The organism is Bacillus sp. MT(2024), from assembly GCF_036362845.1.
In the GTDB taxonomy this organism is placed as follows: domain Bacteria; phylum Bacillota; class Bacilli; order Bacillales; family Bacillaceae; genus Bacillus; species Bacillus velezensis.
The window spans coordinates 248,798-265,551 of the sequence record NZ_CP143632.1 but is presented as its reverse complement, the minus strand read 5'-3'; the positions used below and the strand labels follow the sequence as shown (position 1 = coordinate 265,551).

The 16,754-nt window shown below is 47.7% G+C and carries 18 protein-coding genes and 1 other annotated feature; of the genes, 6 read left to right on the top strand and 12 right to left on the bottom strand.

The annotated features are described in order from the left end of the window. Window position 1 precedes the first annotated feature (1 nt). Window positions 2–649: a pyroglutamyl-peptidase I gene (gene pcp, locus VP472_RS01465; protein ID WP_146276052.1), complete on the top strand. Its 648-nt coding sequence runs from the start codon at window positions 2–4 to the stop codon at window positions 647–649. Here pcp and tatC read toward each other — a convergent pair. From tatC to VP472_RS01445, 4 genes are all read right to left on the bottom strand, one after another. Continuing rightward, window positions 646–1,374: a twin-arginine translocase subunit TatC gene (tatC, locus tag VP472_RS01460; protein ID WP_070081319.1), complete on the bottom strand. Its 729-nt coding sequence runs from the start codon at window positions 1,372–1,374 to the stop codon at window positions 646–648. The two genes, pcp and tatC, sit on opposite strands and share 4 nt — an antisense overlap. 61 nt (window positions 1,375–1,435) lie before the next feature. After that, window positions 1,436–1,633 carry a twin-arginine translocase TatA/TatE family subunit gene (locus VP472_RS01455; protein ID WP_003156681.1) on the bottom strand — a complete coding sequence of 66 codons (198 nt, stop codon included), beginning with the start codon at window positions 1,631–1,633 and terminating at the stop codon, window positions 1,436–1,438. Window positions 1,634–1,645: 12 nt separating this feature from the next. Next, complete coding sequence (locus tag VP472_RS01450) at window positions 1,646–3,397, bottom strand: alkaline phosphatase D family protein (protein WP_153986643.1); 1,752 nt, start codon at window positions 3,395–3,397, stop codon at window positions 1,646–1,648. Window positions 3,398–3,660: 263 nt separating this feature from the next. Next, the gene (locus VP472_RS01445; RefSeq protein WP_003156683.1) at window positions 3,661–4,089 is read right to left on the bottom strand and encodes a cell wall hydrolase; all 429 of its coding nucleotides are present in this window, start codon (window positions 4,087–4,089) and stop codon (window positions 3,661–3,663) included. A 153-nt stretch (window positions 4,090–4,242) separates the two neighbouring features. On the opposite strand from VP472_RS01445, the gene VP472_RS01440 reads away from it, so the two are divergent. Continuing rightward, window positions 4,243–4,626: a DUF2512 family protein gene (locus VP472_RS01440; protein WP_003156684.1), complete on the top strand. Its 384-nt coding sequence runs from the start codon at window positions 4,243–4,245 to the stop codon at window positions 4,624–4,626. Window positions 4,627–4,964: 338 nt separating this feature from the next. Here the strand turns inward: VP472_RS01440 and VP472_RS01435 are convergent, their stop codons facing one another. The 4 genes from VP472_RS01435 to VP472_RS01420 form a co-directional block, all read right to left on the bottom strand. Further along, complete coding sequence (locus VP472_RS01435; RefSeq protein WP_071392173.1) at window positions 4,965–5,303, bottom strand: thioredoxin family protein; 339 nt, start codon at window positions 5,301–5,303, stop codon at window positions 4,965–4,967. Between the two features lie 179 nt (window positions 5,304–5,482). Then, window positions 5,483–5,872, bottom strand: coding sequence for a DoxX family protein (locus VP472_RS01430; protein ID WP_003156689.1), 390 nt, complete (start codon window positions 5,870–5,872; stop codon window positions 5,483–5,485). Between the two features lie 131 nt (window positions 5,873–6,003). Continuing rightward, window positions 6,004–6,942 (bottom strand): ring-cleaving dioxygenase, encoded by a 939-nt coding sequence (locus VP472_RS01425; protein ID WP_146276048.1) that lies wholly within the window; start codon window positions 6,940–6,942, stop codon window positions 6,004–6,006. A gap of 24 nt (window positions 6,943–6,966) precedes the next feature. Further along, the gene (locus VP472_RS01420; protein WP_070081316.1) at window positions 6,967–7,587 is read right to left on the bottom strand and encodes a nitroreductase family protein; all 621 of its coding nucleotides are present in this window, start codon (window positions 7,585–7,587) and stop codon (window positions 6,967–6,969) included. A gap of 397 nt (window positions 7,588–7,984) precedes the next feature. Here VP472_RS01420 and VP472_RS01415 point away from each other — a divergent pair, with 397 nt between their 5' ends. Continuing rightward, window positions 7,985–8,878, top strand: coding sequence for a cation diffusion facilitator family transporter (locus VP472_RS01415; RefSeq protein WP_058906537.1), 894 nt, complete (start codon window positions 7,985–7,987; stop codon window positions 8,876–8,878). 79 nt (window positions 8,879–8,957) lie between these two features. On the opposite strand, the gene VP472_RS01410 is transcribed toward VP472_RS01415, so the two are convergent. The 4 genes from VP472_RS01410 to VP472_RS01395 all read right to left on the bottom strand — a co-directional run bounded on the left by VP472_RS01410 (window position 8,958) and on the right by VP472_RS01395 (window position 12,968). Continuing rightward, the gene (locus tag VP472_RS01410; RefSeq protein ID WP_071392177.1) at window positions 8,958–9,122 is read right to left on the bottom strand and encodes a tryptophan RNA-binding attenuation protein; all 165 of its coding nucleotides are present in this window, start codon (window positions 9,120–9,122) and stop codon (window positions 8,958–8,960) included. A gap of 88 nt (window positions 9,123–9,210) precedes the next feature. Then, window positions 9,211–9,461 (bottom strand) — a binding site (T-box leader). Window positions 9,462–9,509: 48 nt separating this feature from the next. Next, window positions 9,510–10,430, bottom strand: coding sequence for a macrolide 2'-phosphotransferase (locus tag VP472_RS01405; RefSeq protein WP_146276046.1), 921 nt, complete (start codon window positions 10,428–10,430; stop codon window positions 9,510–9,512). 296 nt (window positions 10,431–10,726) lie between these two features. Beyond that, window positions 10,727–11,674 carry a glutamine utilization two-component system response regulator GlnL gene (locus VP472_RS01400; protein ID WP_069013085.1) on the bottom strand — a complete coding sequence of 316 codons (948 nt, stop codon included), beginning with the start codon at window positions 11,672–11,674 and terminating at the stop codon, window positions 10,727–10,729. A 1-nt stretch (window position 11,675) separates the two neighbouring features. After that, window positions 11,676–12,968, bottom strand: coding sequence for a two-component system sensor histidine kinase GlnK (locus tag VP472_RS01395; protein ID WP_146276044.1), 1,293 nt, complete (start codon window positions 12,966–12,968; stop codon window positions 11,676–11,678). 243 nt (window positions 12,969–13,211) lie between these two features. On the opposite strand from VP472_RS01395, the gene VP472_RS01390 reads away from it, so the two are divergent. The 3 genes from VP472_RS01390 to mmuM all read left to right on the top strand — a co-directional run bounded on the left by VP472_RS01390 (window position 13,212) and on the right by mmuM (window position 16,719). After that, window positions 13,212–14,195, top strand: coding sequence for a glutaminase (locus VP472_RS01390; protein ID WP_146276042.1), 984 nt, complete (start codon window positions 13,212–13,214; stop codon window positions 14,193–14,195). Window positions 14,196–14,219: 24 nt separating this feature from the next. Then, window positions 14,220–15,656, top strand: a complete 1,437-nt coding sequence (locus VP472_RS01385) for an alanine/glycine:cation symporter family protein (protein WP_003156699.1) — start codon at window positions 14,220–14,222, stop codon at window positions 15,654–15,656. A gap of 115 nt (window positions 15,657–15,771) precedes the next feature. Continuing rightward, the gene (mmuM, locus tag VP472_RS01380; RefSeq protein WP_146276041.1) at window positions 15,772–16,719 is read left to right on the top strand and encodes a homocysteine S-methyltransferase; all 948 of its coding nucleotides are present in this window, start codon (window positions 15,772–15,774) and stop codon (window positions 16,717–16,719) included. Window positions 16,720–16,754: the final 35 nt, after the last annotated feature.

The window sequence follows — 16,754 nt, the reverse complement described above, 5'->3', positions numbered from 1 at the left end:
TATGGAGAAAAAAGTATTGCTGACAGGCTTTGACCCGTTCGGCGGGGAAACGATCAATCCTTCATGGGAAGCGGTCAAACGGCTGGACGGTGCCGCTGAGGGCCCCGCCTCTATCGTATCTGAACAAGTGCCGACCGTTTTTTATAAGTCTCTTGCCGTGCTGCGCGAAGCGGTCAAAAAGCATCAGCCTGACATTATCATTTGTGTCGGACAGGCAGGCGGCAGAATGCAGATCACGCCGGAACGGGTCGCAATCAATCTGAATGAGGCGCGCATACCGGATAACGAAGGAAACCAGCCTGTCGGGGAAAACATTTCTCAAGGCGGTCCCGCAGCCTATTGGACCGGCCTTCCGATTAAACGGATCGTTGAGGAAATCAAAAAGGAAGGCATTCCCGCGGCTGTATCCTACACGGCGGGGACGTTTGTATGCAATCATCTCTTTTACGGGCTGATGGATGAAATCACCTGCCATCATCCGCACATCCGCGGCGGGTTTATACACATCCCGTACATTCCGGAGCAAACCTTGCAGAAGTCTGCGCCGAGCCTCAGCCTGGATCTCGTGACAAAAGCGCTCAAAATCGCCGCGGTGACCGCCGCGGCGCATGAGGACGATATTGAGACCGGCGGAGGCGAACTTCACTAAGCTGCAGACGGCGGCGCCTCGGCCCATTTCTTCCGGTAAACGATGCGGGACAGCGTCACACTGATTTCATAGAGGACGAGCAGCGGAATCATGACGAGAAAGTCAGACATAAAATCCGGCGGCGTAATCAGCACCGAGACGACGATCAGCAAAAAATACGAAAGCTTCCGCGCCTTTGCCAGCCGGGTTGGATTCACGATTCCGAGCCGTGTCAGAAACATGACGGCCAGAGGCATTTCAAACAAAAATCCGAACGGCAATGTAAGATTCAGCATAAAGGTAAAATACTTGTCCGCCGTAAATACCATGTCAAAATGGCCGGCGGATAATTGTGTTAAAAATCCGAGCACAATCGGAAACAGCACAAAATACCCGAAGGAAATTCCGATAATAAACAAAAGCGAAAGCCCCGGAATGTAAAGCAAAGCGGCGCGGCGTTCAAACGGGGTCAAAGCCGGCGCCGTAAACCGCCAGAGCTGAAAGGCCGCAACCGGAATCGCTGCCGTAAGGGCGCATATTCCCGCAATCATCATATACACCCATAAAATCTCGCTCGGCCCTAAAACGGCCAGCCTGCCATCCAAATCCTTGATCAGCCAGTCATAAATATCCTGCACAAACCAGCAGGCGCCGATAAAAAACACGAGAAAGGCGATAACGGTTTTAATGAGACGCTGCCGGACTTCCTCTAAATGCCCGATCAAGTGGGTTTCTTTTTTATCCAATCGTACATCCTCCTTATAGAGAAAGAGGCAGAAGCGGATTCGTCTGCCCCCATGTCAGGATTCAGCCTGCCGTTTTGTCTTTCTCAGCCGTCTGCTTGTCCGGCTCTTCATTTGAGACCAATGTTTTTGCGGCGCTTTTAAATTCAAGCAGCGTGCGGCCGGCGGCACGGCCGATTTCCGGAAGCTTTGAAGGTCCGAAAATGATGAGAGCGATGACGAAAATCAGGATCAACCCGGGAATGCCGATATTTGAAAACATGAGTGCGCCTCCTTATTGTGAGATTTTGGCCCGTTTCTTTCTCATTTGCTTTTCATGCGCATTGTTATGGGCGAAGAAACGATCCTCTTCCACCTCGTTTGACTGCTTTAAACCGCCTGCAACCGCCGCTTGAGAGACCTTCCGAATCCCCGTCTGGTCTTTTTGATAAATGAATGAAGCCCGCGTGGAAACCTCAGCCCCCGGCTCCGTCACGTACGGCACCACTCTGTAATCCGCTCTCCATTGGGCAGGCGTCACCGTACAGCGGACATAGCCGCGGTAATCGTTGAAAAACTTAATATGCGGGTTTTGTTTTAAGATCTGATCCGTATCGGCCCGTTTATCCGCCCCGTTTCCTCCAGATGTAATGGAAGTCCCGACGAATTCGACTCCGAAAATTTTTGAATTCGTTTGATTAAAATCGGTATGCAGGTTTGACGCCCAGCTTGCATGAACATCACCCGTCAGCACGATGACATTGTTCAGGTTTTTGCTTTTTATAAAATTGATGACCCGCTCCCGCTGAGCCGGGTAGCCGTCCCATGAATCCATGCTGTATATCGGATTGGCGGTTGTTCCGAAATTCCATTGCGCAAAAAAGATTTGCTGCGCCAGCACATTCCACTTCGCTTTTGAGGCGGCTAAATTTTCGAAGAGCCATTGCTCCTGCTCTGTCCCCATCAATGTGCGCTTCGGGTCTCTCCACTCATCAGAAGGCGGCTTATTCCCGTCACCGTTGGCCTGATCATCTCTGTACTGTCTTGTATCAAGCACATTGAACGATGCTAAATTGCCATAAGAAAATTGCCTGTACAGCCGCATATCAGGACCGTTCGGCAATGACATGCGCCTGAGCGGCATGTGTTCATAATAAGCCTGATAAGCTGCGGCCCTCCTGAGCACAAACGCTTCAACGGATTGGCCTTTTTCAGGGATAACATTGGCATAATTGTTTTCCACCTCATGATCGTCCCACGTCACGACCCACGGAAATGCGGCGTGGGCGGCTTTCAGATTGGCATCAGAGCGGTATTGGGCGTGACGGTTGCGGTAATCTGACAGTGTGTACACTTCGGCGCTGCTGTGCGTCCTGACATTTCCCGTTTTTGACACATATTCGTTCGGTCCGTATTCATAAATGTAATCTCCGAGATGGAATACGAGATCAAGCTTTTCCTTCGCCATATGTTTATACGCCGTATAATAGCCGTGTTCATACTGCTGGCATGAGGCAAATGCAAACGTCATGGCGGATACGTCAGCGCCTGGAGCGGGCAGCGTTTTCGTCCGGCCGACGGGACTGAGCTCATGCCCGCTTTTAAACCGGTAATAGTACACTTTATTGGGCTTGAGCCCGTCCGCCTCGACATGGACGGAGTGTCCGAGATTCGGCTTGGCCATTTCCGTTCCGCGTTTGACGATGTGACGGAAATGTTCATCTGCGGCGATTTCCCATTTTACCGGCACGGCCTGCTTCGGCATGCCGCCCCCATTCAGCGGGTCAGGGGCAAGACGCGTCCAGAGAATGACGCTGTCAGACAGCGGGTCGCCGGAAGCTACGCCGAGGGTGAACGGATAGTTTGAAAATTTTGGAGCGGCATTCACTTCAAACGCGCCGATGGATTGCGCGATCGCTAACCCAAGGGAAAGACCGGCGATTTTCCCGGCGCCCTGTATAAATGCGCGGCGGTCAAACGTATTGTTCTGAAAGCTTTTGTTCTCCAATTCCTTGATCCATTCATCTAAACGGCCGTCATGTGTCATGTCAGTTCCCCTTTCGTCTTATTGATCGCCCTTATTATAAAAAAGAAATGTTAAACCGCTATGAAGAAGTGTGAAGGGTTTGTAAGGCTGAAAAATGAACGGCGGGAGACATTTTTCACATTGTTTCGACAAACCTTGCCCCGCCGGAAGAAAACCCCCTCTGTTTCTTTTTGGCTTGTCATCCGTCAAGCGCACTTTTTTCCTATTTTTCTTCACAAAACATTAAAAAAACACCGTTCATTTTAAGAACGGTGCGCCCGGGATCAAAATGTATTGTATACGTTTTCGCACGTCTCACCTGTCGGCTGATAGAAGCAGTGGGATCTGAATCTGGCGACAAACGGCTGGCCATACCAAGTCTGCGGGCAGTTGCCCGGCGGCTTAAAGTACCACAGACTGAACTTAGCCGGCCAAAACCGTTCTCCGTTAATGTTCCTGCGGGCAAGCCTCCGCTCGGATTCACGCGGTCTCTGGTAAAAGTATCCGTGAGTCACCGCTTCAAACGCGTGCGGCTGAAACACCATCTGCCTGATGGTGCGCAGGCCTTTAAAATCAGAACAATTCGCCCGCACCCGATTGATTCCCACATTGCCGACCAAAAGCATTCCCTGCTTCCCTTCGCCTTCCGCTTCCGCCCTGAGCAGCCTTGCCATTAGATCGACATCGGCGCTCGACGCTTTTACGACTGCCATCATGACACCTCCCGTATTTTCTCCTTTCATCATATTCAGCCGCGGCCCAGTGATGACAGCCAAAAGCCAGAAAACAAATGTTCACGAAAAAAGGGTTTATATTTCACGTTATGAGGAAACATACTAACATGATTTCCATAAGGAGGAATTCGCATGGAACACATTAAAGCGCTTGCCATTAAAGGCATTATGACCATCATTATTCTGTATCTGATACTCGGCTTAGGTTTTCGCTTTACATTCGGTGACGTGCTGCTGATGACCATTGTGCTGGGAGCCGTTTCCTACTTTACGGGCGACCTGTATGTGCTTCCGAGATGGAATAATATCACGGCGGCGTCCGCTGATTTCGGAATCGCGTTTCTTGTTGTCTGGCTGATGGGAATGCCGCTGTCCATGGGCATTTCCGGAGGAAGACTGGCGTTTGCCGCTCTTATTTCCGCCGTCATCATCGCCGTCGGAGAATATTTTTTCCATATCTATCTGATGAGAAAAGACTTGGGAGGGTCCCGTTTTTTAGAACCCCGGTCCGAATAATGTAAAAAAGGCCGGATAACGGCCTTCAGCTTGTAGAGAAAACGATGTTTTTTCTGCAAGCTTTTTTGTTTTGTGCTGTTTCTTTACATATTCATTTGATTTCAGGTGCAGAAAAAGGACATCTATGTATTTATCAATTTTTCGAAGCAGGTGATCCTCTTCGACGAGTTGGTCAAACAGAACGAATTCGGCTGTGTTTTGAGAAGCGTCTCTTGTGCGGGTCTTTTATTTTATGACAGGGAAATGGATATTTTAAGGGGAAAATAAAGGCTGTCGAGATTTCCTCGACAGCCTGAGCCCCTTAAAGGGGGGCTTTTTATTTGTAAAGTATAAACACTTTATACATCTTGATATAACTGATAAACCCTTTTCAGCCTTTCTTCGAGCTGTTCAAAATGAACAAAGCGGGCTTCTCTCAGAAACTCAGTCCCATCAATGAACAAAAGAAGCACGGGGACAGTGAAGACTGAAAACCTGCCGGCAACCTCTTCTACCTCGTCAGCGTTGGTATGCCCCAATTTGATATTCGGAAACTGATCCAATACGTTTCTGAGCTGCGGCAGAACAGCGTGACATACTGTACAGGCAGGTCTTGAAATGTAGATAAAACTGAATTGATGCTGCTTAATAAAATTCTCGATAGAATCTAATGAATGTAAGTCTGTCAGCTCTTTCATCAAAACCCTCCTTCAAATCGGCTCGTCTTTCATGACCAAGCTCATCAATACTCGTACATTCACTATACACATTTATATGGATCATATCCTCTTTTTTGCGATTCAGAGCACCTTAACGTCGTGCTTGAAAAATAAAAGAACAGTTACCGCTTTTCAGTAACTGTTCTTAGATACTTATATTAAAAATGCAAAGCGTACGCCCCTGAACCGATGAGTGCAACTCCGATGGAGACGGCAATCAGCACCACGTTATATTCAAAACCGCCGGCACCGTTCGCAAACCCTTTCGCTCCATGAACTTTTACAATGGCACCTAACATAATGATCGTTATGATAGCAGCTCCAAGCGGGAGGAATACACCTAAAATAAATAAAATTCCGCTTGCGAGTTCCCCGAGACCTGATAAAGCGGCCGCGGCATTGCCTGGTTTAACTCCAATTGACTCGAACCATTGTCCGGTTCCTTTAATCCCGTATCCGCCAAACCAGCCGAATAATTTTTGTGATCCATAAAACAGAAACACCACACCAATCATGATTCGAATAAGTAATAGTCCTGCATCTTCCATTTTTATCTCTCCTTATTTTTCATATTATATGATGTGCTGCAAGGCAGCTTGTTTACCAACAGTCGCTTCCAGCAAACATCTGTTGAATATATGTCTCTTTCTTTTTCTTCATGCGTCAGCAGTCATTAAGACTAATCTAATTCCCTTACTTCAAACGGCAGCAGCCCTTGTTCAATTTGTGCCCGATGCGGTTCATACTGCTCAGGGAGCATCAATTTTCCCCCCATTGTTTCTTGTGATTCATCATGTGCAAAGCCCGGCGGATCAGTTGCGATCTCAAATAAGATTTCCCCATGTTCTCTGAAGTAAACCGCATTAAAATAGTTTCTATCCTGAACAGGAGTTACACCATATCCGTGCGCAGCAATGAATCTTTGCCAATCTAATTGATCTTCGTCATCCTGAGCCCGCCAAGCGATGTGATGCACTGTGCCGACACCCATTTGTCCGCGGCCGATCGGCGTTAATTTAAGATCAATCACATTCCCGATATCACCGACAGAACGATAACGAACAAAGTCTCCTTCCTTGCCGACTCGCTCAAGCCCCATGATGTTTTCCAGCAGTTCACCTGTTTTTTCAGGCTGTGCTGATAACAGGGTTGCACCGCCAAAGCCTTTAATGGCAACATCCGGGGTTACATCTCCGAAAGTCCACGTATTGGCCTCCCCTGCTTCTCTTTCCACGATTTCTAAATGCAGGCCATGCGGGTCATCAAATTCTATATATTGTTCTCCAAAACGCTCGATTTTGGTGTATGGCACGTTGAACTTTTCAAGTCTCTTTTCCCAAAATGCCATGGCACCTCTCGGCACGACGTAAGATGTCACGCCAACCTGTCCGTCTCCAATGATGCCTTGACGGGCGTCCGCCCACGGAAAGAATGTGATGATTGTTCCCGGCTTCCCGCCTTCATCCCCAAAATAAAGGTGATACGTACCCGGATCATCAAAATTGACCGTTTGCTTGACCAATCGCAGCCCCAGCACTCCAGCGTAGAAATCAGCATTCTCTTGAGGGTGACCGACAATTGCTGTAATATGATGGATTCCCATCGTTTTTTTAGCCATTTTTATGCGCTCCTTTACAAATATTTAAATATACTCCACAAACTCATTCACAGGCTTTCGGTAGCCGCGCGGCCTTCTGCTTTCTATTTTTTCTTTCCCGATTGTAATCATCATGACGACCTCAAATTGATCATCTATATTCAAAATCTGTTTCACGGCTTCAGGATCAAACCCTATCATCGGACAGGTGTCCCAGCCTTTTTCCTTAGCAGTCAGCATAAAGATCATCGCAGAAAGTGAAGCATTTCTTATCGCCTCATCTCTCTTAAACAGTTCTCCCCTGTTTTCATAAAACGAAACGGTGTCTTGAACCATGTGATCATACTCTTGTTTATTTAATACCCCCAGCATCTTCAACCCTTCATAGATGCCAGCCGCTTGCTGATATGCCTGCTTATCCCCTAAAACCAAAAGAACCGCTGATGAGCTGAACACTTTATATTGTCCGTTTGCGGCCTGCTTCAGCTTTTCTTTTACCTCCGGGTCAAGAACCGTCACATATTTTGTATGCTGCAAATTAAAAGCTGATGGAGCCAACGCAACCAATTCAAACATTTCGTTGAGCTCATCTCTTGTGATTGGATGTTCTGGAAGAAAGTTGCTTGCAGATCTTCTTTCATTCACCAGCTGTACAAATTCAGCCATTTCTCTCGCACCCCCCTTTATCTCGAATTCGAGATATTATGGTATAAAAAATCAAATAGCATATGATCAAAAAACGAAACGATCGGCAGGTTCTTATCCTGCACTCTAATTAAATTACCTTGAATTAAAATATTTTGAATTCAAGATAATAATAAATTATAAATATTCAAATGTCAACAGTTCATTTTTAAATTCAGCGCAATTTTGTTTATGTACTATTTAGCCCTGCTCCAACTTTTTTTCTGTCACCTTATTTATTAGTAAACAGGAAACAACCTTGCTATAGACCCACTCGAAACTGAATTGATATGATAAGCAAAGTGATTACACAAGAAAGGATACGGAGAGCGAATCAAAAGCGCTCCTATTTTTTTGTGCAGTTTTATAGGAGGAAAAAATGACAAGTGAAAGAGAACAAATAAGCAAAAAAGTTGCTTTGATTGCATTGATAGCCAATCTGATCTTAATGGCAGGAAAGATCTTTTTTGGACTGATAGGCGATAGTGAAGCAGTTTTTGCCGACGGTATACATTCTGCAGCGGATGTCGTGGCTTCAATTGCTGTCCTGGCCGTCATCGGTATTTCTAATAAGCCGCCCGATCAAGACCATCCTTTCGGGCATGGCAAAGCTGAGGTCATCAGCGAAGCGATTGTAGGAATCATATTAGTGCTCGTTTCCGTGTATATTCTGATAGAAGCGATTTCGTCCTTTGTTGAAGGTCCAAGCATCCCGCAATACAGCGCATTGTTTGCGGCTCTGATATCCTACGTGGCTAAGCAGATCTTATATCGTTATTCGATCAAACAAGGGGAAAAATGGAACAGTAAAGCGATTATAGCGATTGCATACGATCATAAAGGCGATATCGTTGCCTCTCTTGCCGCTTTTATCGGCGTCCTATTGGCGATTATCGGGAACACACGCGGATGGTCCTATCTGTTGTACGCCGATGCAATTGCCAGTGTCATCGTGGCGTACCTCATTTTTAAGATTTCAATGGAATTAATCAGGCCGTCTGTTGATGTTCTCATGGAAAAAAGTGTCGATCCCGAACTGATAGAGGAATATAAAGCGGTTATTTTGCATTGTCCTCAAGTCAAACGGCTCGATAAAATCCGAGCGAGAGAACACGGCCATTATAAATTGCTTGATGTCCGGTTATCTTTGGATCATGATTTGACGATTAAGCAGGGACACGATATAGCCCGGGAAATCCGAAATGAAATCAAAAGACACTTTTCAGATGTTGAAGAAGTGCTCATCCATGTGAATCCTTATTTTGAAGAATGAAAAAGCAGCTTGTAGAGAAAACGATGTTTTTCTACAAGCTTTTTTGTTTTGTGCTGTTTCTTTACATATTCGTTTGATTTCACTGATCCATATGCTTTCTGATAAAATGCAGCAGCGTGTTTCCTTGAGCGGTCAATATGACGCCCTTCGCGCCGCACTTCGGACAGGGCACACCTTCTTTCTCCTCGCCGGTTCCTTCACAATGCGGACACGTGAGCTCAAGATCGTCGGTTGCGATCACCATGAATATCCCTCCTTTTTTGATTGTCTGTCCGTCTCCAGTCACTTTCCATGGCCATCACCTCCTTAACAACGCAAAAAAACCCCGTCCATCAAAGGACGAGGTTTTCGCGGTGCCACCTTTATTAACGGCTGAAAAGCCATTCTCTCAAAAAGTACAGAAACTCAGGGTTTCAATACTCCTTTCTTGATAACGGGGAAAGAATCCCGGCACCGCCTACTGTCATTTCAGCGCAGCAATTCAGAAGCCCATTCGGCACCGGACGGGGATCGGTTCACAGCGGCCACCGACTCTCTGAACCCCGCGCGCTGATGCGTACTTACTCTTCCTCAGCATTGTTCATCCGTTCTATGATTTTAAAATGTATCATACGCTGTCATCCGGCGGAAGTCAATAACCTTTCGGATCGGACAGGCCGAGCATGTCCCGCGCCATTTGCATATGCTCCTCTTGCCCCGTCTGAAGCGCGAACTTCGCCGTTTCCACAGGGTAAGCGGCCTGCCATTCTGTCACATGCTCCTGCATTTTCAGCCAGACGCGCCCGCCTTCAGCTTCGTAGCTCTTCATCAGCCGTTTTGTTTCTCTTTCTCCTAATATCACTTGATAAAGGACAAAATCCTTGGCCGGATCGGCAACCTTCGCCTCCGTCCAATCGAGGAGACCCGTCACACGCTGATTTTCGCCGATCAAAATATGCGGAGGATGCAAGTCGCCATGGATCAGCGCGGAAAAATCAGGCCAGTACGAGCTGTCATTTATCCACGTTTGCCATCTTTTCCAAAGCTGTTCTGAAACCCCGATTTCTTTTTTTATATGATCCATTGATTCCGCCGCCCTTTGCCTGACGTCATCCGGTTTTATAATTTCAATTCCGGATCTGGAGGCCGCATCCGGGTCTGCCCCGTGCAGCCCGGCTAATGCCGCGGCAAGCGAGCCGACAAAACCGTCTGAAGGCGGCTCGTGTTCCATATTCCAGACATACTGTTTCTTATCCAGATCAATTGCGGCAGCCGGTATTCCGTCCAGTTTCGGATAAGCGATCAGTTCCGGTGTATGAATCCGCCAATCGGGGACTGATACCGCGGCATGGCTGCGGAGAAACGCGAGAACATCGCTTTCTGCAGCCGCTCTTTCGATAACATCGGGACGGCGCGGCTTTCGGAGCACCCATGTCATGCCGCTGTCATCTTCAGCAAATACGACTTGGAAGTCCATACCCGTTTCATTTATATCCGCCCCTTCATATTTTAACCGTAAGCCATTTTCCTTTGCGATGTTCAGAACGGATTCTATTTCCCTTTGTTTTGTCATTTCGTTTCCCCATTTCCCTTATTTACTGACACAGAGCTTCGCCTTTAGGCGGAGGAGAAAGAGATGTGTGAAGACGCCAAAAAGAGGGCGGCATAATCGCCGCCCCCTCACTATTACTGTCAGGTTCCTTATTCAGGCAGACAATCCCGGTTTCCTCCGCGCTCAAGGCAGAGACTTTGACACTATTTCATTAGTGCGAAAACCGGAATTTGATCAGCCATCAGGATCCCTCCGTTCCTTCTTAGTTAACATTATTTTACACAAAAACCTTATATACGTAAACCCTATTTATCAGCTTACCGGCTGCCTCCGCTGACAAATTTTGATCCTTCACGTAAATCTTTCGCCTCCAAAAAAAAGACGTGAATGAATTTTTTCATATTCACTTTAACCGGAGAAAGCGGCACGGTTTCCTTGGCCTGCATTTCTTTCATTCTCTTGCTGACAGCGGGGAAATCAAAGAATTTCGAGGCGTAATATTCAAATTTGGGGTTTGAAAAATCAGTTGTGCCCAATGAAGCGAAATGGTTTAACGAATGAATGATGGCCCTTCTGATCCGCTGTTCCGAGGCTTTGATTTCTCTGTTAACCTCGGCTTGTGCCGCCGCAGGCCCCAGCTTCCGGATGGCGGCGTTTGTAAACATCTGCTTTAAAGACGGGATGTTTCTTTCCGCCTGTTCATCCTCAAATAAATAGTGAAGGACGGCCATGAGGTCATGCGCCCCGCTTTCTCCCACGATGCCTAATTCCGATAAAAGAAATTTTCCTGTTTCTTTGATTGATTTCTCGTGCATCCCCCCCGGCCCGCTTTTTTTCGGCTCATTCCGCTGAATAAGACGGCTTAATGAATGTTGGATGTCGCCGATCGATGTTTCCAGTTCAATCCGCTCTTTTACTTTTCGCAAAACGGTGACGATCTCGATTTTGTTGATCGGTTTATGGATAAAGTATTCGATGCCGAGAGAATAAGCTTCTCCCACCATTTCCTTTGCCTCCACCTGCGATATCATCACTGCTTTTCCGTTGTACGACCCCTGAAGATGCCGTATCGTCTCAATCCCGTCCCGACCCGGCATCAGCAGATCAATTAATAAAATATCGACTTGTTTGAAATGGAGATAATGCCCTTCAATCTGGCTTCCGTCCTCTGCCTCACCGACAACTTCGCCTAAGTCCTCATCCTCGATCATCTGTTTTAAAATGGAACGGATCGCCCGGTCATCATCAGCTATAAAAAAACGCATATTATGAGTTCATCCTTTCTGCAATCAAATGCTTCACCGGCAGCTTAATCGTAAATATGACGCCTTTTGGCTTGTTATGAAAGGAAATGTCTCCGTCAAGTTCGGTTACGATTTCCTTCACGTATGAAAGCCCGATGCCCGTTGAAGGTGTGCCGAATTCATCGTATTTGGACGTAAAACCGGGATCATAAACGACCTCTCCGATTTTTTCCGGAATGCCGGGACCGTCATCTTCCGCCTCAAATTCAGTCATCTCTCCCTCAGCCCTGCGCAGTGCGAGGCGGATCTCACCCCTGTCACCCATGGCTTCGACGGCATTGGCGGTCAGGTTATTTAAGATCGACAGGACGGTAAAGACGTGATAATCGGGGTGTTCTCCTTCAATCACGCTTTTGAATTGAATGTCTTTGCCTAAAGATTCGGCGTATTTTTCATTGATGCGGATAACGAGGCCGACCAGATCGGCGGCCTTCATGTAATCCCGGAATCTCTCATTTGAAATCAGCTTCGACAGGCCGGCGAATATTCGCTGATTGTCTTTTTTCACTTCATGAATTTCTCCCGCAAGGCGCAGCATTCGGCTCCCGAGCTCCCGGTCGTTCCCGCTCATTTCCCGATACAGCTGATAGGATTCTTTCGTCACATGCTCCGTCGTTTTTAACGTTTTTTTCAAATGAATCGTTTCTTCATATAAGTTAGATACAATCATCAGCATGTGCTCATGCTGCTTTCTTGTTTGTTTTTCCCTGACCTGAGATTCGTGCAGCTTCATCACGTTGAAAAAACTCAGCACAATAAATGTGTGAGAAACAGCGATAACCGCGATATCCGCCAGCTTGTCCGGCATCATAATCTGCTTGCCGCCGGAAAACTGAACCGTCATTTCAACGGCATCGGACGCCATTTCAATGAGAAAACCGAGAAACCCGATCATGAGCGGCCGATCCCAAAAAAGCCTGACCTTCAGCACATAAAACAAACAGGCATATGTAAAGTAAAAAAAGAAACTGGGATATTGGCTGAAAAAAGCCGCCGTAAATCCGGCATGCTCTCCTCCCCAGCAAGCCAGGCCGATTCGGAATGCCACAACGGCTGCACCTGTCAACAGCCCTGACAATACCGCCGGCACATGCCGAAGCAGCAGCAGAAAAAAGAAAAAAGCCGGGGCGCCGAAGCTGATCCGATATACCTCATTCAGGGGGTAAAATTTCAGTTCCCCCGCCAGCGGCACGGTGATCAGCATAAGGGCGAAAAGATAGCCGTCTTTTTTCAGTAAATAGTCGAGCCTGATCATAATCACTTCCTTCTTCTGTCTATTTTGAACAAGACCGATACAGTCCGCAAATTTCTTTAGACCCGAATGGCGGGACACTCCGGCTGATTTATAAATCTATCGGCTTATTTTAAGAATGATTTTGTCGTATTTTGTATGATTCTGTAGATGTCATTATACATTAACATGGAACACGCTATTTTTGAAAACGTTTTCCAAGACCCGTTTCCGCTTCGGACAGGCTTGCAATAGAGGAGGAATGTTATGAAAGATATGGTCAGAGAGCGCCTTGAAAAAGAGGAACTGGCTTCACTTTTACAAGATTGGGTCGAGCATTACCGACCGTTTTCCGTCAATGGAAAAAGCGCAAATTATATACCCGCCCTCGGAGAAATCAACGACTCTCAGCTGGGCATTTGCATATTAGAGCCGGATGGCTCAATGATTCATGCCGGCGAATGGAATGTCCCGTTCACATTGCAGAGCATCTCAAAAGTCATCAGCTTTATTGCCGCCTGCATGTCCAGAGGCATTCCTTATGTGCTCGATCGTGTGGACGTGGAGCCGACGGGTGATGCGTTTAATTCTATCATCCGGCTTGAAATCCATAAACCCGGGAAGCCCTTCAACCCGATGATCAATGCCGGCGCCATTACCGTCGCCTCGCTGCTTCCGGGTGAAACGGCGCATGATAAATTAGAATATCTCTTTTCCGTTTTTGAAAAATTAATAGGAAAAGGGCCTCACATTCACCAGGAGGTCTTCCGTTCTGAATGGCAGACCGCGCATCGGAACCGAGCGCTCGCCTACTATTTAAAAGAAACGAACTTTCTCGAGGCGGATGTGGAAGAAACGCTTGAAGTGTATTTAAAGCAGTGCGCCATGGAGAGTACAACCGAGGACATCGCTTTAATCGGATTGATACTTGCCCATGATGGCTACCATCCGATCCGACGGGAACAGGTCATTCCGAAAGATGTCGCGAAACTCGCCAAAGCCCTGATGCTGACGTGCGGGATGTACAATGCGTCAGGCAAATATGCGGCTTTCGTCGGCGTCCCGGCCAAAAGCGGGGTATCCGGCGGCATCATGGCATTGGTTCCCCCAAGCGCCAGAAGAGAGCAGCCTTTTCATAACGGCTGCGGCATCGGCATTTACGGTCCGGCCATTGATGAATACGGCAACAGCCTGACCGGCGGCATGCTGCTGAAACATATCGCACAGGAGTGGGAGCTCAGTATTTTTTAATCAAACGAACCAAGAGGTGATTGGATGCAGGAATTCCTTGAAAATGTAATCGGCTCGGCAAATGATTTTTTATGGTCAAAACTGTTAATCGTACTGCTTCTTTCTCTGGGACTGTTTTTTACGTTCAGATCAAAGGGTCTGCAAGTCCGCATGCTGAAGGAAATGATCCGGGTTTTGAAGGAAGGCGCGGCCGCCCGGACAAAAAACAGCATTTCCCCGTTTCAGGCATTTTGCATCAGTATGGCGGCGCGTGTCGGAACAGGGAATATTACCGGAATCGCCATTGCGATCGCACTCGGCGGTCCGGGCGCTATTTTCTGGATGTGGATTATCGCAGTCATCGGTTCGGCTTCAAGCTTTGTTGAAAGCACGCTGGCCCAAATTTATAAAGTAAAAGATCAAAACGGATTCCGCGGCGGACCTGCCTATTACATGGAAAAAGGCCTGAAGAAACGCTGGATGGGCGCGCTGTTCGCCGTATTAATCACACTGTCATTCGGGGTTGTTTTTAATTCCGTTCAATCCAATACGATCAGCGTCGCCTTTCAAAACGCATTCGGCACCAGCCGGCTTACATTGGGCATTATTTTAATCTTGGTTTTCGGCGGCGTAATCTTCGGCGGCGTCAAACGAATTGCGAAAATGGCGGAATACATCGTAGTCGTCTTGGCCGTTTTATATATCGGTGTCGCTTTCTTTGTCATTCTGACGAATATCACCCAATTGCCCGGCGTTCTGTCGCTAATCGTAAAAAATGCGTTCGGCATTGATCAGGCAGCGGGCGGCGCTTTAGGTGCGGCCTTGATGCAAGGTGTAAGACGCGGGATTTTCTCAAATGAAGCGGGTATGGGAAGCGCTCCGAACGCGGCGGCGACAGCTACGACGAGCCACCCGGTGAAACAGGGGCTCATTCAGGCATTCGGCGTCCTGACGGATACGCTCGTCATTTGTACAAGCACGGCGCTTATCATTTTATTTTCAGACGCTTATCACCAGCCGGGACTGAGCGGCATCGCGCTTTCTCAGGCTGCCTTGAGCGATCATGTCGGCGCGTGGGCGTCAGGTTTCCTTGCCGTCTTAATGCTTTTGTTCGGCTTCAGCGCTCTGATGGGCAACTATTATTACGGAGAAACCAATATCGGATTTTTAAGCCAGAACAAAAAATGGCTGTTCATTTACCGTATCTGCGTGCTCGGAATGGTACTGTTCGGCTGTATTTCCAAAGTCCAGCTTGTGTGGGATATGGCTGACTTGTTCATGGGTTTAATGGTGGTCGTGAACTTAATCGCGATTTTCCTTCTGTCGAAAAAAGCGTTTGCCGCTTTGAGCGATTATGCCCGGCAAAAGAAAGCCGGAAAGGACCCCGTCTTTTACAGAGATGTGCTCCCTGATGATGACGGGATCGAATGCTGGGAGTATTCAGATATCGCGAAAAGCGCGAAAGGCAAACACATTTCCTAAACAAAAGGTGTTCAGGCAGCGTCCTGAACACCTTTTTTCCGCCGGTTCATTGACAAAGAGAATAGCGTCCATTACCCTTTTTATATATTTTCAGTAAAGTCAGAAAGGAAGGCCTATGAATCCCATTACACAAATATTAAATGAATACCCGGTTATGATCATAGACGGCGCGATGGCAACCGAGCTTGAGCGGATGGGCTGTGATTTACATGACGATCTGTGGTCGGCCAAAATTCTTTTGGAGAGACCCGAACTGATCAAACAGGTGCATGCAGAATATTTTGCCGCCGGCGCTGATTGCGCGATCACCGCCAGTTATCAATCGACAATTGAAGGATTTGCAGCGCGCGGCATCCCGGAAACCGATGCGATACGTCTCATTCAGACATCTGTTGAACTTGCCGCACAAGCACGCGATGAATTTTGGGCGCATGAAGAAAACCGTTTACACCGGCCCAAACCTTTGGTCGCCGCTTCTATCGGACCTTACGGCGCGAGCCTCGCTGACGGCTCTGAATATCGCGGGCATTACGGACTGACGGAAGATGAGCTGATCAGCTTTCACCGCCCCCGGATGAAAGCCCTCATAGAATCCGGTGCCGATCTTTTGGCCTGTGAGACCATTCCGTGCCTGTCAGAAGCAAAAGCGATCACAAGGCTGCTGGAGGAATTCCCCGGCACTTGTGCATGGATCAGCTTCAGCGCTAAAGACGGACGGCATATCAGCGAAGGCACGCCTATTTCCGAATGCGCGTCCCTGCTTGACTCCTGCAGCCAAATCGCAGCGATCGGCATCAACTGCACACCGATCGAACATATTCCGCCGCTGATAGAAGAAATCAAACGGGCAGCATCCAAACCGATTATCGCCTATCCGAACTCCGGTGAACAATATGACCCGGTGACAAAAACCTGGAAAGGCGCAGCGTGCGAAAACCATTTCGGAAAAAGTGCGCAAAGCTGGTACGAAAACGGCGTGAGCCTGATCGGAGGCTGCTGCCGGACGAAACCTGAGGACATCCAAGCCATTGCCGATTGGGCCAAGACCTTAAAAACAACTTGACTAATCGGAATAGTTTGTATATTCTATTCAAAAAG